This window comes from Myxococcus sp. CA005 (assembly GCF_006518205.1).
Taxonomy (GTDB): Bacteria; Myxococcota; Myxococcia; order Myxococcales; family Myxococcaceae; genus Myxococcus; species Myxococcus xanthus.
Genome location: NZ_SRLV01000021.1, coordinates 78654 through 102799, shown reverse-complemented (window position 1 = coordinate 102799; position 24146 = coordinate 78654). Strand labels below are relative to the sequence as shown.

Genomic DNA, 24146 nt, shown 5'->3' with positions numbered 1-24146 from the left:
TCGTACCGGAGCCAATTGCCATGGGTTACTTCGCGGTCCCGTACGACATTCATTTCGATGACACGATGGCCTACGGGAGCCATCACTTCCTCACGAACTTCAAGTTCCAGTGTGCTGGACGGGAGCACCTGCTCTTCAGCCCGGACGTGTTCGACGTGCCGGAGTTCCGGCGCGACTTCGACCAGGTGCTGCTGCTCACCTACGAGGGCTACTCGCGCAACCTGGCACCGGCCAGCCTGGGAGACCGGTTGGTGGTGCTGACGACACTGGAGGAGGGGGGAGCGGTCTCCATCCGCTTCTGCTTTAGGACCCTCAAGAGCGATGGGACGCCAGTGGCGTGCGGCTTCCAGACGGTTCTCTGTGCGGACCGGACGTCGGGTGCCCTGTGTTCGTTTCCCGATTCGTTCCTGCGGTGCTTCGATTCGTTGTCCGGCATCTTCGAGCGCGCAGGGGCACGGAGCTTCCGGGACTGTGTCCAGCAGGGAGGTTCCGCACTCAAGGAGGTGTTTCCAGAGTCCATCCGGGCGCTGGCGAAGTCGCTGCTCGCGGACCCGGCGTCGCTGGGGACGTCCCGCGTCGTTTCGTTGGAGGGGGCGCCCGCGGCGAGTACTGCCGAGAGTCCCGGCGCGCTGGTGCTGCCGCCGGGGGCGACGGCATTTCTGTTCGCCGGGCAGGGTTCGTTTGATCCAGGGCTCTATCTCCAATTGAAGGCGCTCGACCCTGACCTCGGAGACGAGCTTCAGGGGGTCGCCGCCGCATGTCGTGCGGTCGGAGTGGAGGCGGAGCCGTTGCTCGCCGCGCGTGATGTCTCGGGCGTCCAGCGTGCGCTGGAAGAGCTGCCTCAGCTCGACCAACTGGGCATCTACCTGTCCGGAGTCCTGGGCGCCCGGTGGATGCAGCGCCAGGGGGCGAGCCCGGACGTGTTCGTGGGGCACAGCTTCGGGGAGATTGCCGCGATGACGGCGGCGGGTGCGCTCGACTTGCGCGCTGGCGCGCAGGTCGTCTGCCACCGCATCCGAGCGCTTCAGGTCCTTCCCGACGACTTCGGAACGCTGGCGGCGGTGGCGCTCGGGGAGTCCGAGGCCGTTCGCGCCATCGCGGAGTGCGGCGCTTCGAGATTGCACATCGCGGGACGCAACCACGCGCGGCAGACGGTGGTAGCGGGAGCGCGCGGTGAGCTCGCGCGGCTCCGCGCGCTGCTGGAAGGCCGGGGGCAGGGATTCACCTTCGTTTCGAGCCGGTACCCCTTCCACCATCCGGGCATGGCCCCGGCCGCGAAGGCCTTCCGCGAGATGCTGGACCGTGTGCCCATGCAGGCGCCACGGCGCCGTATCTATTCGCCCATTGAACGGCGCGCTTATGTGGGCGGGCGGCCAGAGCTGGCGGATGCGCTCGCATCGCACCTGGTGCGCTCGTTCGACTTCCTGGGGACGGTGGAGACGCTCTCCCGCGCGGGATGCGCGCGCTTCGTCGACTGCGGAACCACGGGCGTCCTGGCGCGCATCGTCCAGAAAATCATCCCCGAGGAGACGGCCGCCGAGGTGAGCGTCATCAGCAAGCTGCTTCCGGCGGAGCGGTCTGCCCCGTCGGCTGGCATCGAGCCGAAGTCCGTGGATGCCGCCGAGGTCGACGAAAGCGGCATTGCCGTGGTGTCGCTGGGCTGCATCCTGCCGGGGGGAGCGAAGGACCCGGAAACGTACTGGCAGAACATCCGGAAGGGCATCAGCGGCATCGTCGACCAGGGCCTGTTGCAGCCCGAGTTGGTGACGGACTTCGCGGGTCCCGCGGGAACTCCAGACCGGACGTACACCCTGCTCACGGGGTATGTGCGGGATGAGGACCTGGTTCCGCCGCCGGGCTTCGACCCGACGCGTTTCCAGCAGTACGTCCGCGAGCAGAAGCTGCTGGCCATCGCCCTTTCGCAGGCCATGCAGGGACTGAAGCCGGTGGCATCGAAGACGCCGGGGCGCATCCAGTGCCTGCTCGGTTCGACGGCGGAAGGGTCGGCCGAGTACGACGCCGCGCTGAGCGTGGAGGCTGGAGAGGCGCTGCTGAGTGCCCGGGGGGAGCGGGTTCATGACATCGCGGCGCTGGCGTGCGCGGCGCGTGAGGCACTTGGGGTGGAGGCCATCTCCAGTGACCTGGCGCCGCATCCCACCCTGCAGGCCGTGGTGACGGACGTGGTGGGGCAGGGTGTCGCCACCACGCTGCTCGACGCTGCTTGTGCGTCGTCGCTCTATGCCATGGCGCTGGGCATGAAGGCGCTGGAGCGAGGGGACTCGGACCTGATTCTTGCTGGCGGCGTGTTCTCGCCGGGGCCTGGCAACAGTTGTCTGTTCTCACAGTTCAACGGCCTGTCCGCCACGGGGAGCCGGCCCTTTGACGCGCGCGCGGACGGCGTCATCTTCGGTGAAGGCGCGGGTGTCGTTGGGCTGATGCGCCTGAAGGACGCAGTCGCGGCGGGGCACCGGGTCCATGCCGTCATTCGAGGCGCGGGGCTCTCCAGTGATGGTCGGAGCAGCTCAGCGAACGTGCCTCGGTCGGACGGGCAGGTGGCGGCGATGGAGGCGTGCTACTCGGGGGCCCAGGTTGACCCGGCGAGCGTGCAGTACATCGAGGCGCACGGAACGGCGACTCCCGCGGGGGACGCCACCGAGCTCAGGTCGATTGCCCGCGTCTTTGGTGGCAAGCGCAGTGGCGTTCAGCTCGCCAGCGTCAAGGCACTGATTGGCCACGTTGGCTGGGCCGCGGGTGCTGCTTCGGTCATCAAGCTGTGCAAGGCGATGGCGCACCGGATCTTCCCGGTGCAGTCCAACTTCGATGCGCCCGGTGCCGCGCTGCGCGCCATGGGGCCCGGCTTCGAGGTGAACACGCGCGAGCAGCCTTGGCCGGAGAATGGCGAATTGCCTCGTCGTGCCGCCACCAATGGCTTTGGCTTTGGCGGAACCAATGCCCACCTGGTGCTGGAGGAGTACCGGGGGCCTTCATCGGCGCCGAAGTCCCGTGAGGGCATCCCATCGGAGGCCGAACTCGTGGTCGTGGCCACGGAGGGCTTGTTCCCGGATGGACGCGGACGGCCCGAAGCGGGGGTTCCTGTCGAGGTGGGAGCGCGCTTCGATCTGCAGGCACTGCGCCTGCCGCCCACGGTGCGCCTGCTGCCCGACATCTCCGAGGACATGGATGCGACGCAGCACCTCGGGCTCGTGGTCGGGAGTGCGCTCGCCCAGAAGCTGGGGGCGTTCGACGCGCTTCGTTCAGGGACGGCCATCGTGCTGGGGCTGGAGGGCAAGACGCGCCGTGGTGTCGAGGCGGTCCAGCGTGTCCTGGCGTTCACGCTGCAACGGCGCTTGAGTGAGAAGGCTCGTCGCGAGCCAGCATCCGCCGCGGTGCTGCCCCTGGCGGAGCGTCTTTACTCGGCGGTGATGGGGAGCCTCCGTCCCTCGGGGCCGTACACGCTTCAGGGGATGATGCCGAACGTCACGCCCGGCCGTGTCGCGGGAGCGCTCGACGTCAAGGGGCCCAATTTCGTGGTGGATGCGGGGGCTGCGTCGTCCTCGGCGGCGCTCCAGGCTGCGCGGGGGCTTCTGGAGAGCGGCTTCGAGCTGGTCCTCGTGGGCAGTACGCACATTGGCAGGCCGGGTGAAGTCAGAGGGGCGCAGCAGCCCGAGGAAGGCGCGGCGCTCTTCGCGGTGACGACGGCGGAGAAGGCCCGAAGGCTCGGCTTGAAGCCCATGTGCCAGCTTCAGCTTTCCACCCGTGGCACGAAGGGGACAGGTGCGGGTATCGACCTGCCACCGCACTCGGCGGCGGAGAGCCTGGCATTGCTGCGCGCCGTACACGCGGCGGCGGATGGCCGTGCTGGCACGCTGCGGTTCCACCCCGATGCCGCGACAGGTGTCCGGCTCGAAGTGCGGCTCCAGCCGATGGCGGACGGGCTGCCCGTGGAATCAATGCAGTCGTCGTCGCGAGCCCACTCCCATGCCGCAACGGAAGGCCGGCTTGGCGTGTCATCTCGGGCAGCGGAGCAGGGAGGGCGGATTGACGCCTCCACGTCACCTCTTCGGACGCATCCTGATGCCGTGACGGACGGCCGAAGCGAACTGCCGTCCCGACCGTCAGAGGGAGTGCGGCTTGCTTCTTCCCGTTCTGTTGAATCCGCGTCGTCACCCGCCGACGGCGCATCGGGAGCCGAGTTGCAAGCCGCAGCGGGAGGCTTCGACCACGCCGCGCCCATTCAGTACCTGTCGCCCGTGCTGGTGGAGCGGCCGGTTCGGAAGACACGGCCCTCGTATCTCAGAGGCCGTCGGGTGCTGTTCATCGCGGAGGACGTGGCGCTCGCGCGCGAGCTTGCAGCTCGGGCGCAGGCCCTGTGCGGGGCGGAGCACCTGATTCTCTGTCCGGGAACAGGTTCGGATTCGGGACGCGTCCGGTACGTCGACCTCACGACCGACACCTCCGCGGAGGCCGGGCTGGCCGCCCTTGGCTTCGAGCCCGAGGTCATCCTTGCGGTCAGCCGCATCGAGGCAGGGGCGCTCGAGGCCGCGGTGGTCGCGGACACGGCGATGAAGCACGGGGCCCTGGAGCTGCTCTTCCTGACCGCCCGTCGCGCGTATGAGCGCCTGTCTCGTGGCGAGGTGGAGCTGGTGAGTCTGTGCATTGGCGCTGTGGGCCCACGGCGGTGCCTGCATCCAATGTCGGGACTGTTCGCGGGGATGCTCAAGTCCATCGGGCGGGAAGTGCCTGCCCGGAACGTTCGTGCCGTCTCCACCACGGCCATGCTGCTCCAGGAGGCGCTCGAGCTGGCCGAGGCTGAGCTGGGCTCGGAGGTGGAGGGGAATCACTCCATCGAGGTGTGCTTCGAAGGTCCGGTGCGCTGTGTCCGCGTGTTGCGGGTGACGGACGTCACGGCGGACCTGGCGGCGACGCTCGATTCGCGCTCGGTGGTCCTGCTCACGGGCGGGGGCCGGGGCGTCACGGCAGTCCTCGCGGGAGCCCTGCTCAAGCGGTTTGGATGCAAGGTGGTCCTCGTAGGGCGGAGCGATCCGGATGAGGCACCCCTGCGCGTGCTCCAGGCCCGTGAGGAAGACCTGCCGGCGATGGAGCGGGAGTTCTACGCCTCGGAGCTGGCCCGCAATCGGGGCGTGCGCATGCCAGAGCTGCGCAAGCGCTTCGAGCGCTTCCTGGCCGCTCGCGAGCTGAAGGCCACGCTGGAGGGCCTGGGCCGGCTTCCGGGCGAGGTGCTCTACCGGGCCGCGGACGTCACGCGAGCGGCGGACGTGGACCGCGTGGTCCAGGAAATCGTCGACACGCATGGACGACTGGACCTGGTGGTGCATGGGGCGGGCACGCAGACGTCCAAGAAGCTGAATCGCAGGCAGCTCGGGGAGTTGCGTACGAACCTGGGCACCAAGCTGCTGGGGCTCAGGAACCTGCGGGAAGCCTGCGTGAGTCGGCTCGCTCGGCCGGTGCCGTTCCACATCCTTACCTCCGCGTTCAGCTACATCGGGAATGACGGGCAGGCGGATTACGGCGCGGCGAACGAGGCGCTGGACCGGCTCTGCGCCTGGGTCAGCGACGCGAGCCAGGAGGTCCGCTGGTGCAGCGTGGGCTGGTTGGCCTGGGACGGAATCGGCATGACGCGGGGTTCGGAGTACCGCGTGCTCGGTGCCAGCCGGCATCTGCGAGGAATCCGAGCGGAGGAAGGCGAAGCGCTCTTCCTCCAACTCGTGGATGGGCGGCCTCGACAGGCCATCAACGTCCAGCTCACTGAGAGCGAGCGTTCCTACTACGCACTGGAGGTCTTGCCCGCGGAGGAGACGCGTTCTCTGTCGGCCGGGCCCGTGCAGCGCGAGCTGGTCGTGGATTCGGCGAGTGTGCCGTGCCTGGAGGACCACCTCGTGCGTGGCACGCCCACGTTGCCTGGGGCCTGGGCGTTGGACCTGATGCTGCAAGCCGCGGTGGGCAACGGGCGGCCAGAGCTGCGCACCGTCACCATCGAGGACGTCCGGTTCTCACGCTTCATCCGAGTCAAGCAGGGAGGCCGCCAGCACCTGCGCGCCGAATGCTCGCCCCTCATCGATGAGCCCGGATGTCATGGCGTGCGGGTCCGGCTGATGGGGGACATCGTCCATGCGTCGGGTGTCGTGCTGGAGAAGGACCTCGTCTATGCGGAGGCGCGGTTCACGCTGACGGCGGAGCCGCCGCGGGGCACGCCGGAGCTGGATGCGGCGGCGCCGTCGGGACAGGCACTGCGGGTCCACGACCCACACTGCGCCGCCGGTGCACCCATCGAACTGCGGAAGATGTTCGACTGCCTGGAGGAAATTCGCATCGAGCCGTCGGCCCGGTTCGCGCGGTTGGGGCTGCCGGCCGAGCCTCGTCAGGCGGGCAGCACCGTGCCCGCGCTCGTCCTGGATGCCGCCTTGCGGCTGAGCGCGATGCATGTGGATGGGGAGTCGAGCGCGGTGTTCGCGCCCATCCAGTTCCAGCGGGCCACGTTCGATCGCGGCCTGGTGGACGTCCGGGGTGGAGCGCCGCTTCACCTCTCGTTGAAGGCACTTCCTCCGCGAGTGGATGGCGACCTGCTGGAGTGCGGCACCGTCGCTGCGCTCGACGAGGCGGGGCGGCTTCGGATGTTGCTCGAGGGCGGCCTTGCGCGGCCCATGGCTTGAGACCTCCTTCCTTCGGGTGAACGCATGAATTCTTCCAATCCCCAGGCGGGACCCATTCCCGCCGATGACCCCCGGTGGCTGCGGTCGGAGCTGCGCCGGGTGATGCCGCCGGAGTCCTTCCAGCCGCAGCCCCTGCGAGGCATCGTCGCGTTCGGGCTGGTTCCGGTGATGGTGGTCTTGATGTGGGCCGCGGGAAGCGGGCGGCTGCCATGGTGGGCGTGCCTGCTCATTTCGTTCGCGCTCGGGCAGATGGTGACGGCCGTGGGGCTGGCGGCGCATGAGGCGCTGCACCACGCGGTGTTCCGCAGCAGGGCGCTGGAGAGTCTCCTGGGCTGGGTGGGCTTCAGCCCGTTCCTGGTGACCCCCGGGAACTGGCGGGCGTGGCACGTCCAGGCACACCACAGCGCGGCGAACGTCCTGGTTCGAGATCCGGACATCCTGCCGCGTCAGAGCGAGTGGCGGACCCAGTGGTTCGCGAAGGTGTTCCACGCGATGTCCCCGGGCTCGGGCTCGTTGCTGAGCTTCGTCAGCTTCAGCTTCTTCTTCACCGCCCAGGGACAGGCCTTCCTCTGGCACCACAGCCGGCTGCCGCAGTTCAAGCATGTGCACATGCATCGAACGCGGGAGCGCGTCCTCACGGTGCTCGTGATGGTGGGGTGGGGCGCGGTGGGCTGGTGGATGGGGCCCATGGGGGCGCTCTATGCGCTCATCCTTCCGCTCCTCATCGGCAACATCACCTTGATGATCTACATCGCCACCAACCATTGGCTGCTGGCCGCGCACGAGGAGTCGGACAACCCCTTCGTGAACACGGCCAGCGTGGCGACGCATCCGGTGATGGACTGGCTGCACTACAACTTCAGCCACCACCAGGAGCACCACATCTTCCCGGCCATGAGCCCGAAGTTCGCGCCGCTGCTTCGCAAGCACCTGCGCGATCTCAACCCCGAAGCGTCACAGGTGTACCCGCACCTGCACGCGCTCCGGATGCTGTACCGGCGCCCGGCGCTCTATGCCGAGGACGGACAGACGCTCATGGCACCGGAGGGGACGCCTGCGATTGCCACAGAGGACCTGCGCCGCCAACTCAAAGAGCCAATCGTGCTTTGAACTTCTGCTGGGAGGTGATTAACGCGTGGCTTGTTGTGTGTCGGCCTTGCTCAGGCCGCTGACTCATTATGGAAATGGGCCAACCGCCAGCGGTTCCGAATCCGCTGGCGGTTATCGCGCCGAAGGGTTGGGAGCGCTTCGTGTACGCCCCACCAGAATCACCCAGTCAGAGAATTAGCCTGCGGTGTTGTGTATTTTTGAGAGCAGCTGTCGAGTCCCAGTGATGGTTGTCGAATCGAAATTTTCCAACGCCTTATCGTCGAGGCTCTTGAGGAGTTTCGCCGCCTCGTTCGGATTTCCGGCTTGCCGCTTGAACTTTCCGTCGATTAGGCGGATGTATGGCCGCTGTGCATCAATGGCTTTGGCTCGGATAATGCTTGCGGTTACTGGGTCGGACGTGCCCATTTTTTCACGGCGCCGATTGACCACTTCGTCTAGGCGGTCCGCTACTTTGGGCAGCGCCGACGAACCACCCAAGGCCAGGTAAAGGCCGACATCATCCCGCAGCAGATCGAGTGCGTCTTTCTCCTCCAGGTTGGATTTCGGCGTTGCGACTCGGATACGTAGAGGCTGCGAGCGCACGACGAGTTCGCGATTGTTCGACTCATCCATTATGGCGAGCACCGCCGTCACCTCGTACGTTCCGGGCTCCGCAAACGAGAATCCGCCAGAGCCGTACGTCAGGTTTAGGTTGTTCGTCATTGAGCCACCGGGCTGGACACGATCGGCATGTGCAACACCTCGGTCAAAGCACCGCTGGACGACGGGGATGAACGAGCGTGCCCCATCAATCCCTCGTGACGATTGACCAGTGTGTCGACGAATTAGGATCTCTAGGAAGCCGGCTTTGGGGTCGAGGAGAAAGGACGGCATGTCGAGGGGGCGACCGGTCTGATTCGTCAGCTCGACCTCGAGAAAAACGGGCTGTGCAAACGTGAACAATGGGCCTGATTGGGGAGGCTTCAACACGAGCTTGAAGTCGGCGATGGGTACCTCGGGCAGGTACGGCGCGTAGCCGCCGGAGCCGTCTGCCCAGTAATTGATGGAATGGAACGGTTCCCCTCCGGGAATGAGTGGAGCCAGTGGGCCGTGCCGCAGGAATTCAAGCTCGTCGGCGTCGAAGGTATAACGGAATTTCGACCAGAACTCGTCGCGCCGGCTTCCGCCCTTGAAGCGCCAATCGTAGTTCATGAACGAGGTGGAATCTGAACGGCCTACTGTGCGCTCAAAGCGGTGCGCCAGGTTCAGTGCGTGCCCGAGTTCGTGGATGGTTGTTTGAATGAGCTTTCGCTCATGGTCGATGCCCTGAATGCCACGAATCTCGGATGCGAAGACGGCTGCTCCCTGGCGTGGAAGTGGGTCCGTCGTGTCGAACATGATGCCCAGCAATCCCTGGTCTGTCGAACGCGACAGTATAAGCAGATGTAAGTCCCACGCGCGTCGCAGAAGCGAAGCCTGTGCGACATCCTTCATGAGCGCGTGCAGTTGGGCGTTGTCCCATCCATTGGGGTTGGAGGGAATCTTGCTGGCCATACCAGCCACGTAGGTTTCGATGCCTGCATCGGCGAGCGCCGTCTCGATCGTAATTTCCCGATCACCGAACGTACGGGGCTTGGGCGGTTCTACATCATCCTCGATTTCCATCTCGATGCCCACGTGGCGCAGACTGTCCGAAGTGCGCTCCACGACGAACGACAAGTCACGTCGTACGGGAAGTCCGGTGAGGGGGGCTTCGAAGTGCAGTATCCCCACAAGCGTATCGGTCTGCGGGCTTTGTCGAGTGAGAGTGAGCGTTCCCGTCGACTTCCGAGAATCCTCGTCTTGCCCCACGATGGGCCAGCGGCCATCGCCCAGATTCACACGCATGCCGGGCGCGGTGCGCATCGACGCTACGTACTGGCGGCCGGCTGTGTCCACACGGAACAGGTCGGCGCTGATGACGCCGCTTCCCGCTCCATCGACACGCAATTCAAGCGCCACCTCGCCGTTGCCGCCATCGTAGCGACCGTCGCGAAGTGTGGCGACTACGGCCTCCGGAACTGGCGCCGGCTGTAGGCCCGTTTCGGCCTCGGTAATCACATCGAGGGCGTTGCGGATGAGCGGAGCGAGACGATTCAGCTGGGAGAGGCGCCGCTGCTCCTCCTCTGTGAGTGATCGTCCTGTGACTGCAAGGCGATTGCGTTCCTGCTCCATGGGGGTGAGGACAGCGGTCAGTTCTGAATGAACATCGTGACCATTTGTTGTTACCGGCATTGGTGCTCCTAGAGGGCCTCGCTCAATAAGAGTTGGCCGCGACAGATGAGAGCATGGGATTGAGGGCGCACGAATCGTCCCGGAGCACGATGAGACGGTTCTGTCCGTGCGGTTTCCCTGAAACGCCGCACAGAATGAGGAAGATCGCCCGTTAATGCAGGAGGGGTCCTCTTTCACAGAGAAAAACGGGAATGGTCTTGTTGCCTCGCTTTGCGGAGGTGCCCCATTTCGCGTGGCACCACACTTCGTGATGACCCGTCAGGCGAATCGTTCTAATGGCAATCTATGGATTCAGGGGTGTTGGCATTGAATAGGGTGTTGCCAATGTGTTTCTGAGCGTTTGATTGCAACCGCTGGTGCGCATTGGTGTGCTACCGCTCCGATGCCGAGTGTTCTCCAGCAGTGTCGTTCGGAGGTGCATCAGCGTGCGCATGAAATGAAAAAGGCCCGGAGTGCCAAGAGTAACCTCTCGGCTCCGGGCCCTTCGTCATCGTAGGAGAAGTCGATGTCGCTTGTGCTGCGTCAGGCCGTGGCGGAGCGCACCGCCGCGAGCAGCTCGCCAGAGTCGACGAGCTGGCTCACCGCCTCGATGTCCCGGTGCAGCTCGCGGTCCTTGTCCATGTGGGGGACCTTCGAGCGCACCAGCTCGTACGCCGCGAGGGCGCCCTTGCCGGGCTTCAGCGGCAGGCGGAAGTCCAGGGCCTGCGCCGCCACCAGGATTTCAATCGCGAGGCACGAACGGGCGAAGTCGCTGACCTGACGGCCCTTGAGCGCCGCCGTCATGCCCATGGACACGTGGTCCTCTCGGCCCGCGGATGACGGAATCGAATCCACGGACGCGGGGTGGCTCAGCACGCGGGACTCGGCCACCAGCGCGGCGCTGGTCACCTGCGCGATCATGAAGCCGGAGTTCAACCCGGAGTTCTTCGCCAGGAACGCCGGCAGGTTGGACAGCGACGGGTTCACGAGCTGCTCCACGCGCCGCTCGCTGATGGACGACAGTTGCGTCAGCGCCATCGCCACCACGTCCATGGCCAGGGAGATGGGCTGGCCGTGGAAGTTGCCGCCCGACACGATGCGCTCCGTGTCCGCGAACACGAGCGGGTTGTCCGTCGCGCTGTTGACCTCCACCTCCAGGATGCGCCGGGAGAACGCGATGCCCTCGCGCGCCGCGCCGTGCACCTGCGGCATGCAGCGCAGGGAGTAGGGGTCCTGCACCTTGCTGCAGTTGACGTGCGACTCCACCAGCTCGCTGTCCACCAGGATGCGCCGCAGGTGCGCCGCGACGTCCTTCTGGCCCGGGTGCGCGCGGACGTCGTGAATCTCAGGAATGAAGGGCTTGTGGCTTCCCAGCAGCCCCTCCAGCGTCATGGCGCCCGCGACGTCGGCGATGTCCGCCAGGGACTCCGCGCGAAGCTGGAGCAGGGTGCCCACCGCGCACATGGCCTGTGTGCCGTTCACCAGGGCGAGGCCCTCCTTGGCCTCCAACACCACCGGTTGCAGGCCGGCGCGCTCCAGCGCCTGCTTCGCGGGCATCCGCTGGCCCTGATAGAAGGCTTCACCTTCGCCGATGAAGACGAGCGCCAGGTGCGCCAGCGGGGCGAGATCCCCGGAGGCGCCCACGCTGCCCCGCTCGGGGACCACGGGCACGACGTCCCGGTTCAGCATGTCCAGCGCCAGGGCCAGCGTCTCCATGCGGATGCCGGAGTAGCCCTTGGCGAGCACGTTGCAGCGGAGCAGCAGGAGCGCCCGCGCTTCCGGAAGGGGGAGGGGCGTGCCGACGCCACACGCGTGGGAGAGGATGAGGTTGCGCTGGAGGTCGCGCAGGTCCTTCTTGTCGATGCGGACCTCGGCCAACGTGCCAAAGCCGGTGTTGATGCCGTAGGCGGGCGTGTCTCCGGCGGCGACGCGGTCCACCAGGGCGCGCGAGGCCCGCACGCGGGTGGCGGCGTCGGGCGACAGCTCCACGGTGGCCTCGTTGCGAGCCACCTGGAGGATTTCCTCGAGCTTCAGGGTGTCACCGTCGATGAGGATACGGGGGCGCGACATTCGGGACTCCAATGGGTGCGACGAAAGGGCGGGCACCCTAACGTAAACGGGTGCGGTGGTGCTGGCGGGCGCTTTACACCCGCCGGCCGGGCTCGTATAGCTCCCGCCCGTCTGAAGAGGGAGGTTGCAGGCGCCGTGGCACTCATCGTCCAGAAGTACGGCGGTACCTCTGTAGGTGACGTGGCCCGCATCAAGAGCGTGGCGCTGCGCTGCCTGGCCGCCCAGGAGGCGGGGCATGACGTGGTCGTCGTCGTGTCCGCCATGTCCGGCGAGACGAACCGGCTGATGAAACTGGTGGCGCAAATCACCGACCGGCCGGACGAGCGCGAGCAGGACGTGGTCGTCGCCACCGGTGAGCAGGTCTCCATCGGCCTGCTGGCCATGGCCATCCACGCCCAGCAGGGGAAGGCGACCAGCTTCCTCGGCCAACAGGTGCGCATCGTCACCGACAGCACCTTCGCCAAAGCGCGAATCAAGAGCATCGACGCGCAGCCCATCCGCGCCGCGCTGGCCCGGGGCCACATCGTCGTGGTGGCGGGCTTCCAGGGCGTGGACGAGTCCGGCAGCGTCACCACGCTGGGCCGTGGCGGATCCGACACCACCGCCGTGGCCCTGGCCGCCGCGCTGAACGCGGACGCCTGTGAAATCTACACGGACGTGGACGGCGTCTACACCTCCGACCCCAACATGGTTCCGTCCGCGCGCAAGCTGGACCGCATCACCTACGAGGAGATGCTGGAGCTGGCCAGCGTGGGCGCCAAGGTGTTGCAGATCCGCTCGGTCGAGTTCGCCATGAAGTACAAAGTGCCGCTGTGGGTGAAGTCGTCCTTCACCGATGACCCCGGCACCCTCGTGTGTGAGGAGGACAGTTCCATGGAGGATGTGCTGGTCCGCGGCGTCGCGTATGACCGCAACGAGGCGAAGATCACGGTGTGCGGTGTGCCGGACGTCGCGGGCGCCGCGGCGAAGATCTTCGGACCGCTCGATGAGAAGCACATCGTGGTGGACCTCATCGTGCAGAACCCGTCCAAGGACGGACGCACGGACGTGACCTTCACCGTGGGCAAGGCGGACTTCCTTACCGCGCAGGAAGTGGTGCGGAAGGTCGCCGAGGAGATTGGCGCGTCCGGTATCGAGACGGACGGGGACATCGCGAAGGTGTCCATCGTGGGTGTGGGCATGCGCAATCACTCGGGTGTGGCGGCGCGGATGTTCCGGGCGCTGTCCGCCGAGGGCATCAACATCCAGATGATCTCCACGTCGGAGATCAAGGTGTCCTGCGTGGTCCAGGCCAAGTACACGGAGCTGGCCGTGCGCGCGTTGCACACCGCCTTCGGGTTGGATCAGCCGATGCCGCCGGAAGGCGTCTCCGCCGTCTCCGAGATGGCGGCCCTGATGGGCGAGAAGGTCTGAGCGCGTGGCGAGCCGCACCGCCGCGCTCGCCGCCGTCGCGCTGGGGGTGTTGGGCGTGGGCGTCGTCGCGCGCCTGCGCTGGCCGGATACGGCGCCCGCGTTGGACTGCGCCGCTGAGTCAGTGCGGATCCGTCCGGATGGTGTGGCCACCTGTGGCGATGGCGCCGTGCCGACCGGAGCTCAGGCGCTGGCCCTGGGGCGTCCGTTGGATTTGAACTCGGCGACCGAGGAGGAGCTTGCCCTGCTCCCAGGCGTCGGGCGCGCACTGGCGCGGAGCCTCGTGGAGGCTCGCGAGGAGCAGGGCGGTTTCAAGAGCTGGGATGACGTGGATGCCGTCCGTGGTGTGGGTTCCGCCAAGTTGCAGACCCTCCGGGCGGCCACGGCGCTTGGCGCGCCTCCCGACGCCGGGCCCGTGTGGTAAGCACGTCGAGTGCAGATCTCGTGCCCTCAGTGCTCGATGCAGTACGTCCTCGACTCCCGCTTGCTGCCGCCGGGGGGCGCCTCCGTTCAGTGCACGCGCTGTGGTCACGTGTTCATGGCCACGCCGCATGGTGCGCCGCCGCCCTCGCGCTCGACTCCGGCGGTGACGGGCGGGGCGGGGCCCGCGCGCTCGAGCATGAAGTCCACGCAGCTCTTCGCGGGGACTCCCGCTGGCGCCACGGCAGGTTCGTCCGTGACGACGACGCAGTCGTACGGTGCGGTGACGTCGAAGGGGCAGGGCGCCGACAACGCGACGCAGGCGTTCGGGGCGGTGTCTCCCGTAGCGCCCGTTGGAACGACACAGGCCTTCGGAGCAGCTCCGGCAGCGAGCAACCCGACGCAGACGTTCGGCGCGGCGCCGCCCGTGGCACCCGTGGGGACCACCCAGACTTTCGGGGCAGCTCCCGCGGCGAGCAACGCAACGCAGACCTTCGGCGCGGTGCCTCCCGTTGGGTCCACGCAGACGTTCGGGGCAGCTCCGACGACTGGGCGGAGAACTGACAACGCGACACAGGCGTTCGGGGCGGTGCGCCCGGTAGCCCCCGCGCCGCAGACGCAGGCGTTCGGGACGATGCCTTTCAGGGGACCGGCGGCCGATGCTGGCGCCTCGTCGCAGGGCGGAGCTCCCGGAGCCGGGACACAGATGTTCGGCGCGGTTCCTCCGGTGGCACCTGTCATTCCCCCCGTGGGAAGGACGCAGACCTACGGCACGGTTTCCGGACAGCAACACGGGGCGCCAGGGAGTGCCGGACCTGGCTCCGTGGCAGCAGGCAACGCGACCCAGACCTTTGGTGCGTACGCGCCTCCTCAGGCTGGCGCTTTCATGATGCCAGACCTGGGTTCCGTACCCACGCCGCCTCCCGTGAGCCCGATTCACGTTGGCGGGGCGCAGGTTGCATCCCAGGGCTCCGCCTCGGCGGACGGCGCCCCCGTTGGATTCGCCGCGCCTCCCGCGAGCGATTCCGTGGCCCCATTGGGGCGCAGCCAGACGTTCAGCGCCGTGCAGCCGTCTGCCTCCGAGGCACCTGTGGGGTCGAAGCGGATCGTCGGCTCCGTGCCGCCCGTTCCCGCGCCCGCGAGCCTGTCCGGCGAGGCCCCCACGTCGTCACTGGATGCCGCTGAGCCCTCCGTGGGCGTCCGAGCGACGAGCCCCTTTGGCCTGTCACCGCTGTCCGGCGCCGACAGTGGCATCCAGCTCCCGCCAGAATCGGAGCCCACCGCGACACCGGGCGCCGGGGCAGGGGGGCTGAGTTCCCTCAATGACTCCAGTGCCTCGGAGTTGGGCCCTCTGGCCGGAGCCGCAACACGCCGAGCCCCACTGGAGCTCCCTCCGGACCTGATTGCGTCGACCCGTCTGTCGATGGACGGAGCGCGGGCGTTCGAGCGCGGCGGCTCCCAGCGAATCCGTCCCCGGGTGGTGCTGGCCAGCCTGGTCGGACTCATCGTGGTGGCCTCGCTGGGCTACGTCGCGCTGAAGAATCGCGGGGTGGAGATCCCCGCCCATGTGGTGGAGGCGACGGACCGTGTATCGGTGCTGCTCCGTCGGGATGACTCCACCAACCGTCATCAGGCCATCGAACGGCTGCGAACCATCGCCGCCGAGAATCCTGGCTACGTCGACGTCCAGGCCGAGCTGGCGGTAGCGCTCACGCTGAGTCTGTCGGATGCCCAGGCGGATGCCGAGCGTCTGCGTCTCCGGGGCGCTGCCATCGCCCGGGGGTTGGAGGCCGCGGCGAAGATGCGCGTCCTTGCCGATCAGGTGGCTCGCCGCACCTCACTCCAGCAGGAGCAGGACGCCAACGCGCGCGAAATGGCGTCCCTGCGTGACACCGTCGACACGCTTCGCAAGGAACTGGACGTGCAACTGGCCCAGTTGAGCAAGGCGCCGGAGTCCGAGCCGCCCAGTGCCGCGACGGCTCGGCTCAAGGCTCGCGCCCTCCATGCCTCCGTCCTGGCGGCACCGGACTCCCTGGCCCTGGCCGAGCGTCTGCGCAACGTGGAGAGCGCACCGTACCCGTGGAGCACGCTCGCTCGGGCCGAGTACGCGCTGATCGCCGGGTCGCCGCCGGAGTCGCTCGAGGCGGTGGCCAGGGATTTGGAGGCGCTGCGCCAGGCCGACAGCACGCTGCTGCGCGCCTACCTGCTCGGCGCTCGCGTGGCGCTGAAGCTGAAGGACACGGCCGCCGCCCGTTCACTCCTGGACGACGCCGTGGCGCTGAACCCGGACCACCAGGCGGCGGCTCGGCTGATCGCGCAGATTGACGCGGACGCCGCCTCGCCCTGAAACGACGACCGCTTCCGCCGTCTCGAGGGCTGAAGAAAGTCCAGTCCCTCACCCGGTGCAGAGTCCTCCGTGGCGCCACTGCGTGTGAATTCAAGCGCGTGGAGGAGGCACGCCTCTTGCTGAACCCGGACCCGTTTCGAGGACTGGGTGCTGGGAGGCAGGGCTGATGTCGGAGGTCTTCTTCTGGTGTGCCGTGCTGCTGCTCGCACACACTTACTTTCTCTACCCCTTGAGCCTTTTTTTGCTCGAAGGGGCCGCGCAGGTGCTCAAGAACGCCCGCGATGGACGGCGCGCGGAAACAGTCAATCCAGGCTCCGGCGGGCAGCGGGCGTTGCCCTCGGTGAGTCTGGTGGTGGCGGCCTACAACGAGGCTTCGTGCATCCAGCAGAAGCTGGAGAACAGCCTCGCGCTGGCGTACCCGGCGGAGCGGTTCGAGGTGCTCATCGGTTCGGATGGTTCGTCGGACGGGACGGATGAAATCGTCCGCGCTTGCTCCGACGCGCGCGTGCGGCTGTCACCGGCGCCTCGGGCGGGCAAGACGACGGTGCTCAACCGCTGCATCCCCATGGCGCAGGGGGACATCGTCGTTCTTTCCGACGCCAACACGATGATCGAACCCGAGGCCATCGAGCGGCTGGTGCGCCACTTCGAGGACCCGGAGGTGGGGGCCGTCTGCGGCAAGCTGCGGCTCTACAACCCCACGAAGCAGGACTACGAGGAGAGCGCGTACTGGAGCTACGAGTCGCTCATCAAGATGTACGAGGGGCGGCGCGGCGCTGTGGTGGGCGCCAACGGTGGCCTCTATGCCATCCGGCGCTCGCTGTTCACCCTGCTGCCGCCGTCCACCATCGTGGACGACTTCGTGATTCCGCTGCGCATCCTGGATCAGGGCTACAAGGTCGTCTACGAAGAGCACGCCGTGGCGCACGAGGAGACCACGGAGGATTACGGCAAGGAGTTCGGCCGCCGGGCGCGCATCGCCGCGGGCAACTTCCAGAGCATCCGCATGGTGCCCGGGCTGTTGTTGCCGACCGCGGGCTTCCCGGCCTTCGCCTTCTGGTCGCACAAGCTGCTGCGCTGGTGCGCGCCCGCGCTGATGGGGATGGCGCTGGTGGCAAACCTGTTCCTGCTGGACCGGCTCTTCTACCAGTTCACCCTGTTCAGCCAGGTGCTGTTCTACGCGCTCGCGTACCTGGGGAAGACGGGGGTGCTGAAGCGGGGCACGGCGAAGAAGGCCGCGTCGGTGGCGTACTACTTCGTGACCATGAACCTGGCCATCGTCGTGGGGTTCTGGCGCTTCCTGCGCAACTCGCAGCGCGCCGCGTGGGACCGGACGGCGCGCGCGTAGTCGGAATCCAGGAGCCCGTTACCGGAGTGCCACGGGGACGGGCTTCTGGGCCTTGGGGCTCTTGGGCAGCACGCTGCCGTAGCCCCCGAAGAGCTGCCCGGTGAGGACGGGCTCGCGGTTGGGGCCCGGGTGCCGGAGCATGTCGTTGAGCACCTCGCCCGTCTTCGGATCCCTCCGAAGGTGCGGGCGTTCCAGGTTCATGCGGTAGCGCACGACGCCTCGGCGCACGCGGTGGATGACGGTGACCGTCCCGCTGGCGCTGACGTTCTCCACGATGCCCACGTGGGTGAGGCCGTCATTGCGGCGCCCGTCGCGGTTCTGGTCATACGTCTCGTTGAAGAAGACGAGGTCGCCTGGGGTCGGCCGCTCTTCCTGGTACACGCGGCCTCGCGAGCGGGCGAAGCGGTACATGGCGGTGACGCCGTTGTCGCCGGGCTGCACCGTTCCCCGGAAGGTGACGCCGGCCTGGGCATAGACGCCTTCGATGAGGCCGGTGCAGTCGGACGGGTACTTGCGGCCGTTGAGTGCGACTTGCGTCTTGCCCACCAGCGAGCGCGCCGTGGTCACCACCTTGGCGCGGGCATCACTGGCCACGGGGGTGGGGCGCGTGGCCCGGGCCGGCGTCGCGCGGGACTTGCCACCCGACGCCTTGGCCGGGCGGGCGGCCACCGTGTCGGGACGTGCCGCGGGCGCCTCGCGGTTCGCGGTGGCCACCTGCTTGGAAAGGGACTCGCGCGGGAAGGCGGGCGGGGAGGCCGAGCGGTAGCGAAGACTGTAGGAGTCCAGCCATGGCTCCAGCGGCGCGCCCGTGGTGGCGCAGCCGGTCGCCAGCGTGGCGAGGATTCCCATCAGCGTGACTGTCCTCATGGTGCGACCTCCCTGTAGCGTCCTGGGGGCACATGGTCCGCCCGGGAAGCTGTGTCGTCAAAAAACCTACCCAGGCAACCGTCCGTCCGCGCTTGGGTTTCCGGGTGGGCGCGGGTGCGGTATTGCTCCAGGGACATGGCCTCCTTTCGCCGAGCCCTCGCCGTCCTGTTGCTGGCCACTGGCTGCATCCCCTCGCCGTATGACCGCGCGGCGAAGAAGGACACCATCGACGGCTATCGCGCCTTCCTTCGTGAGTACCCCACGCACGCGGACACCGACGCGGCCGAGGCGCGGCTGGAGGAACTGGAGTTCGAGGAAGCGAAGCGACTGCACACGGTGATTGCCTACAAGCGCTTCCTGGAGGCGTACCCCGACGCGGCCCAGGCGCGCACGGCGAAGACGCTGCTAGAGGGCCTGCGCTTCAACGGGGCGAAGGAGACGGATACCGTCGCCGGCTGGCGCCAGTTCCTCCAGGAGCACCCGGACGGCGTCCAGCGCGACGAGGCGAAGCGCCTGCTGGCGGAGGCGGAAGCACGTGAGCTGGCCACCACGGAGGATCCGCGCAAGCTGGCGGAGTACCTGCGCGCGTCGCCGGATGATCCCCGCCGCCAGGACGTGGAGGCCCGCCTGGATGCTCAAGCCTTCGCGCAGGCCAAGGCCTCCGGCGCGACGAAGCTCTTCGCGTACCTCAAGGAGCACCCGGCCGGCGCGCACCGCGAGGAGGCGCGCGTCCTGCTGCTGCAACTGGAGGTGGAAGGCCTGCTCGTCTCCGGCCTGGTGGACGAGGCCGAGGCCCGGGTGAAGGCCCATCCCCTGGGCCCGAAGCTCACCGGCTTCCCGGAGCGGCTGGCTCACGCCCGCGCCGAGCGCGCCGCCCTGGCCCGGCCGGAGCCACTGGCCCAAGCCGCCCACGTGGGGCACTACCTGCGCGGGGCGGAGGACCTGAGCCGCGCGCTGGTGGCGCCCGACGCGCTGGACCGCTGGCAGGCCGCGGAGGAGCTGGGGCAGCACGTGTCGGTGCGCGTGTTGGATCCGCTGCTGGAGAGCCTGCGCGCGGCGCGCAACCCGCTGATCCGTCAGCATGCCCTGGAGTCCCTGCGCACGGTGCTGGCGGCGCTGCCCAAGCCCGTGGCGGAGTACGAGGTGGCCTCGCGCCTGGATGCCCTGCGCGAGCGCGCCACCAGCGCGGAGATGTACCTCACGGTGGCGGTGCTGCTGGACCTGTCCGGCCAGTTGGCCCAGGCGTCCACGGAGTACCAGCGCGCCGCCGAGTCAGGCGTGCCGGATCCGGTCATCCTGCGGCGCTGGGTGCAGATTCGCGAGGAGCGGCGCCAGCACTTCTCCGCGGCGGTGGCGGCGCGGCAGCTCGCGCTGTGGTCCCTGGAGGTGGCGCAGGAGGAGCCGGTGACGCCCGAAGGGCGTGTTCCCCTGGCGTCGGCGCGGCAGCTCTGCGCGGCGGCCGTCAACGCGAACTTCGCCGTGGCGGCCATTGCCCGCGCCCGGTCCGCGAGCACCGAGTTCCCCGAGGACCTGGCGGAGTTCGAGCGCAAGGCGGCGGACGCCAAGCGGCTGGCGGACGCGCGGCTGGCGGACGCGGAGCTGCTGCTGCGTGAGCAGACGCCCGGCGTGAAGACGTGCGCGGACCGCGGTGTGCGTGACCGCCTGGAGAACGCCGTGAAGGAGCGCACCGCCGCGCTGGACTCGGTGGCGACGAAGCTGCCGCAGGTGGGGCGGCTGCTCCTGGAGGTGGCCCGGGAGCGGGATCCGTCGCCCCAGGTCCGCGCGGCCGCGTCCGCCCGGCTGACCGCGCTCAAGCCGGTTCCCTGATCCGGGTGTCCCGGTGCGCCGGGCCGGTTAGAGTCTGCGTCCCCATGGCCTCCCGCACCGATACGCTCCAGGCTCCGGCCGTGACGCCCTCGCTGCGGATCGACTATGCCGCGCTCCTCAACGAGGAGCAGTTGCGCGCGGTGGAGGCGGGGGAGGGGCCCGTGCTGGTGATTGCCGGCGCGGGCTCCGGCAAGACACGCACGCTGACCTTCCGGGTGGCGCGCATGCTGGAGCGAGGTGTTCCGCCCGCGGGCATCCTCCTGCTCACCTTCACCAACAAGGCGGCCCGGGAGATGACGCGCCGAGTGGAGGAGCTGGCCGGCGCCTTCGTGGACGTGCGGCGCATCCTCGGCGGCACCTTCCACCATGCCGCGCACGTGCTGCTGCGCCAGTACGCGGGCGTGCTGGGCTTCTCCACGAACTTCACCGTGCTGGACCGCGAGGACGCGCGGGACCTGATGGTGACGTGCATCGCCGAGCGCCGGCTCAAGAGCGACAAGCGCTTCCCCCGGCCAGACCTGGTGTTGGACCTGGTTTCCCTGGCGGCCAACCTCCAGCAACCCGTGTCACACGTGCTGATGGACCGCCGGCCGCAGATGTTGCCGCTGGCGCCCGAGGTGCTCGCCGCCGCCGCGCGCTTCCAGCAGCGCAAGGCGCAGATGCACCTGATGGACTTCGATGACCTGCTGGTGCACCTCAAGCGCCTGCTGACGCATCACCCGGACGTGAAGGCGCAGCTCACCGAGCGCTTCCGCTGCGTGCTCGTGGACGAGTACCAGGACACCAACCGGCTCCAGGGCGACCTGGTGGATTTGTTCGCCGGAGAGCGCAAGGACCTCACGGTGGTGGGGGACGACTGCCAGTCCATCTACAGCTTCCGGGGCGCGGACTTCACCAACATCATCGGCTTCCCCGAACGCTACCCGGGCTGCTCCGTCCATGCGCTGACGCGCAACTACCGCTCCACGCCGGAAATCCTGCGGCTGGCCAACACCTCCATCGCGCTCAACACGAACCAGTTCCCCAAGGTGTTGACGGCGGCACGGTCCCCGGGCGTCAAGCCGCTCATCGTTCCCGCCCGGGACGCCGGGGAGCAGGCCGCCTACGTGGCCCAGCGCATCGGTGAGCTCCGCGACCAGGGCCTGTCCCTGGAGGCCATGGCCGTGCTGTATCGGGCCCACAATCACTCGCTGGAGCTCCAACTGGAGTTGACCCGGCGCGGCATCCCTTTCCGGGTGCGCTCCGGCGTCCGCTTCTTCGAGCAGTCCCACATCAAGGACGTGCTGGCCCACCTCCGGTTGGTGAACAACCCGGGGGATGAGCTGGCCTTCAAGCGCGTCATCCGGCGCGTCCCAGGCGTGGGACCGGCGACGGCCGAGCACCTCTGGACCGCTCTGCGCGCATCGCCGGAGGGGACACCCCTGGCGGAGGGGCTGGCCCATGCGGACGTCCGCGCGCACCTGCCACGCAAGGCGCAGAAGGGATTCCAGGCCTTCAGTGACCTGATGGGGCGGCTGACCCAGCCGGAGGCGTCCCCCTCACCAGGGCGCCTCATCGAGGACGTCCTCGCCGGGGGCTACGCGGACTTCCTCCGGGCGGAGTTCTCCGAGGAGGAGCACCGGGAGGACGACGTCCGCCAACTGGCGGAGTTCGCCGGCCGCTTCGAGGACGTGGCGCGCTTCCTGTCGGAGATCGCCCTGGTGTCGGAGTTCGCGGCGGGGGAGGCATTGAGGGAGGAGGGGCCGGAGGCGTGCCTGACGCTGTCCACCGTCCATCAGGCCAAGGGGCTTGAGTGGCGGGCCGTCTTCGTCCTGTGGCTGGCCGACGGGCGGTTTCCGCTGTCATTGGCCACGCGCCTGCCCGAGGAGGAGGAAGAGGAGCGGCGGCTGTTCTACGTGGCCCTGACCCGGGCGCGGGACACCCTGGCGCTGGTGTACCCCCAGTCGGTGCTGCCCCGGGACGGGGAGCGGATCCTCCTGCGACCGTCCCGGTTCCTCCAGGAACTGCCCGGCGGGGAGGACGCACCGTTCGACCGGTGCATCCTGTCCACCCTGGAGGCGGAGCCCGAGGCGTCCGTGGGGCAGGATGGTCCCCCTCCGGGTGGATCGGACCCGGTGGACTGACACCGTCGCCCAGAAACGCGCACTCCTGTGCGCGACGTGATAGACAGTGGAATCAGGGGCGGCGTCTTTTGGCACGAGCCCCCTCACTTCATGGCGGACAGACCTCGCATCATCGGGATTGACCTCGGTACCACCAACACGCTGGTGGCGTCCGTCCGCAACCGTATCCCGAAGATCGTCCCCACCGATCGCGGCAATCTCACGCTGCCCTCCGTCGTGGCGCTGTCGGCGCGCGGCGACCTGTTGGTGGGTGGGGTGGCCAAGGACCAGATGGTCACCAACCCGAAGAACACGCTCTGGGGAACCAAGCGGCTCATCGGGCGGAAGTACAACTCCAAGACGGTGGAGGATCTCCGGGGCTACTTCCCCTACGACATCGTCGAGGGCGCCAACGGGGACGCCGCGGTGATGATGGGCGGCAAGCTGTACTCGCTGCCCCACGTGTCCAGCTTCGTGCTGGGCCAGGTGAAGACCATCGCGGAGCAGTTCCTGGGCGGCCCCATCGAGGGGGCGGTCATCTCCGTCCCGGCCTACTACAACGACAACCAGCGCAACGCGGTGAAGGAGGCCGGCCGGCTGGCGGGCTTCGACGTGAAGCGCATCGTCAACGAGCCCACCGCCGCGGCGCTGGCCTACGGCTTCAACCGGGGCCTGGATCAGAAGGTCCTCGTCTACGATCTGGGCGGCGGCACCTTCGACGTGTCCGTGCTGCACCTGGCCGGCAATGTCTTCGAAGTCCTGGCCACCGGCGGCGACACCTTCCTGGGTGGGGCGGACTTCGACAACCGCATCATGGAGTACGCGCTGGAGCGCTTCCGGGAGGAGACCAAGGTCGACCTCAACACGGAGAACCCCATCGCGCTCCAGCGCATCAAGAACGCGGCGGAGGCGGCGAAGATCGACCTCACGCTGATCCCCAACGTCGTCATCGACCTGCCCTACATCGACGAGCGCAAGGGCAAGCCGATGGACATGCGCATCCCCCTGACGCGCGAGTTCCTCAACAGCCTCACCGGCGACCTGGTGGACCGCACCTTCGAGATCTGCGACCGGGTGCTGGCGGAGAAGGGCATCTCCCGCGCGGAGATCGACGAGATCATCTTGGTGGGCGGCCAGAGCCGCATGCCGCTGGTGCAGCAGAAGATCCAGGCGCACTTCGGCAAGGCGCCGCGCAAGGGCGTCCACCCGGACGAGTGCGTGGCCCTGGGCGCGGCGCTGCTGGGCGACTCGCTGGGCAGCATCGACGCGGTGACGCTGCTGGACGCGCTGTCCATGCCCATCGGCTACGCGATGCCCAACGGGCGCGTGAAGCGCATCATCGAGAAGAACTCGCTGATTCCCATGGTGAAGAGCTTCCGTCTGCCTCCTCCCAAGGAGCCGGGCTCGCCCTTCATCGAGCTGGACATCTACCAGGGGGACAGTGACCTGCTGGTGGACAACGAATATCTGGGCACGGTTCGCGTGCCCTCGGCCGCCGCCGGCCGGAAGATCGACTTCCGCCTCACCGAGGAGTGTCTGCTCCAGGTGACGGTGGAGGAAGCGAGCGGCATGCGCAAGGTGGACCTCGCCACCCGCGACACGCCGGAGCAGCTCAAGCGGGCGCTCCAGGAGGTCGCGTCGCGTCACTCACAGCAGGTGCCCAGCTCCAGCAACAGCGGGAGCGACGACCGGGGGCTCTTCTCCAGTATCAAGAGCATCTTCCGGAGGGGCTAGGAGTCCAG

At 68.0% G+C, this 24146-nt stretch carries 13 protein-coding genes; 9 read left to right on the top strand and 4 right to left on the bottom strand.

What is annotated here, in order from left to right:
- Positions 1–20 precede the first annotated feature (20 nt).
- Together FMQ63_RS12145 and FMQ63_RS12140 are read left to right on the top strand one after the other, a co-directional pair.
- Positions 21–6671: a type I polyketide synthase gene (locus FMQ63_RS12145; protein ID WP_011553495.1), complete on the top strand. Its 6651-nt coding sequence runs from the start codon at positions 21–23 to the stop codon at positions 6669–6671.
- Positions 6672–6695: 24 nt separating this feature from the next.
- Positions 6696–7781 (top strand): fatty acid desaturase, encoded by a 1086-nt coding sequence (locus tag FMQ63_RS12140; protein ID WP_011553496.1) that lies wholly within the window; start codon positions 6696–6698, stop codon positions 7779–7781.
- Between the two features lie 174 nt (positions 7782–7955).
- Here FMQ63_RS12140 and FMQ63_RS12135 read toward each other — a convergent pair whose 3' ends face one another.
- Complete coding sequence (locus tag FMQ63_RS12135) at positions 7956–10034, bottom strand: acetyltransferase (protein WP_225909255.1); 2079 nt, start codon at positions 10032–10034, stop codon at positions 7956–7958.
- Positions 10035–10556: 522 nt separating this feature from the next.
- The gene (gene hutH / locus FMQ63_RS12130) at positions 10557–12083 is read right to left on the bottom strand and encodes a histidine ammonia-lyase (protein ID WP_011553498.1); all 1527 of its coding nucleotides are present in this window, start codon (positions 12081–12083) and stop codon (positions 10557–10559) included.
- A gap of 135 nt (positions 12084–12218) precedes the next feature.
- On the opposite strand from hutH, the gene FMQ63_RS12125 reads away from it, so the two are divergent.
- On the top strand, positions 12219–13496 hold the full coding sequence (locus FMQ63_RS12125; RefSeq protein WP_011553499.1) for an aspartate kinase: 1278 nt from the start codon (positions 12219–12221) through the stop codon (positions 13494–13496).
- A 4-nt stretch (positions 13497–13500) separates the two neighbouring features.
- Positions 13501–13917 carry a helix-hairpin-helix domain-containing protein gene (locus FMQ63_RS12120; RefSeq protein WP_011553500.1) on the top strand — a complete coding sequence of 139 codons (417 nt, stop codon included), beginning with the start codon at positions 13501–13503 and terminating at the stop codon, positions 13915–13917.
- 104 nt (positions 13918–14021) lie between these two features.
- Here the strand turns inward: FMQ63_RS12120 and FMQ63_RS37875 are convergent, their stop codons facing one another.
- Positions 14022–14435, bottom strand: a complete 414-nt coding sequence (locus FMQ63_RS37875) for a hypothetical protein (RefSeq protein ID WP_225910005.1) — start codon at positions 14433–14435, stop codon at positions 14022–14024.
- 403 nt (positions 14436–14838) lie between these two features.
- On the opposite strand from FMQ63_RS37875, the gene FMQ63_RS37870 reads away from it, so the two are divergent.
- A complete protein-coding gene (locus FMQ63_RS37870; RefSeq protein ID WP_228556407.1) occupies positions 14839–16260 on the top strand; it encodes a lipopolysaccharide assembly protein LapB in 1422 nt (473 codons plus the stop codon).
- 166 nt (positions 16261–16426) lie between these two features.
- Positions 16427–17608, top strand: coding sequence for a glycosyltransferase family 2 protein (locus tag FMQ63_RS12100; protein WP_011553502.1), 1182 nt, complete (start codon positions 16427–16429; stop codon positions 17606–17608).
- An 18-nt stretch (positions 17609–17626) separates the two neighbouring features.
- Here FMQ63_RS12100 and FMQ63_RS12095 read toward each other — a convergent pair whose 3' ends face one another.
- Complete coding sequence (locus FMQ63_RS12095; protein WP_011553503.1) at positions 17627–18475, bottom strand: CHAP domain-containing protein; 849 nt, start codon at positions 18473–18475, stop codon at positions 17627–17629.
- Positions 18476–18610: 135 nt separating this feature from the next.
- On the opposite strand from FMQ63_RS12095, the gene FMQ63_RS12090 reads away from it, so the two are divergent.
- The 3 genes from FMQ63_RS12090 (at position 18611) to FMQ63_RS12080 (ending at position 24138) form a co-directional block, all read left to right on the top strand.
- Complete coding sequence (locus FMQ63_RS12090; protein WP_026114006.1) at positions 18611–20302, top strand: hypothetical protein; 1692 nt, start codon at positions 18611–18613, stop codon at positions 20300–20302.
- A gap of 44 nt (positions 20303–20346) precedes the next feature.
- On the top strand, positions 20347–22425 hold the full coding sequence (locus tag FMQ63_RS12085; protein WP_011553505.1) for an ATP-dependent helicase: 2079 nt from the start codon (positions 20347–20349) through the stop codon (positions 22423–22425).
- Positions 22426–22515: 90 nt separating this feature from the next.
- A complete protein-coding gene (locus FMQ63_RS12080; RefSeq protein WP_011553506.1) occupies positions 22516–24138 on the top strand; it encodes an Hsp70 family protein in 1623 nt (540 codons plus the stop codon).
- The last annotated feature ends 8 nt before the right edge of the window (positions 24139–24146 follow it).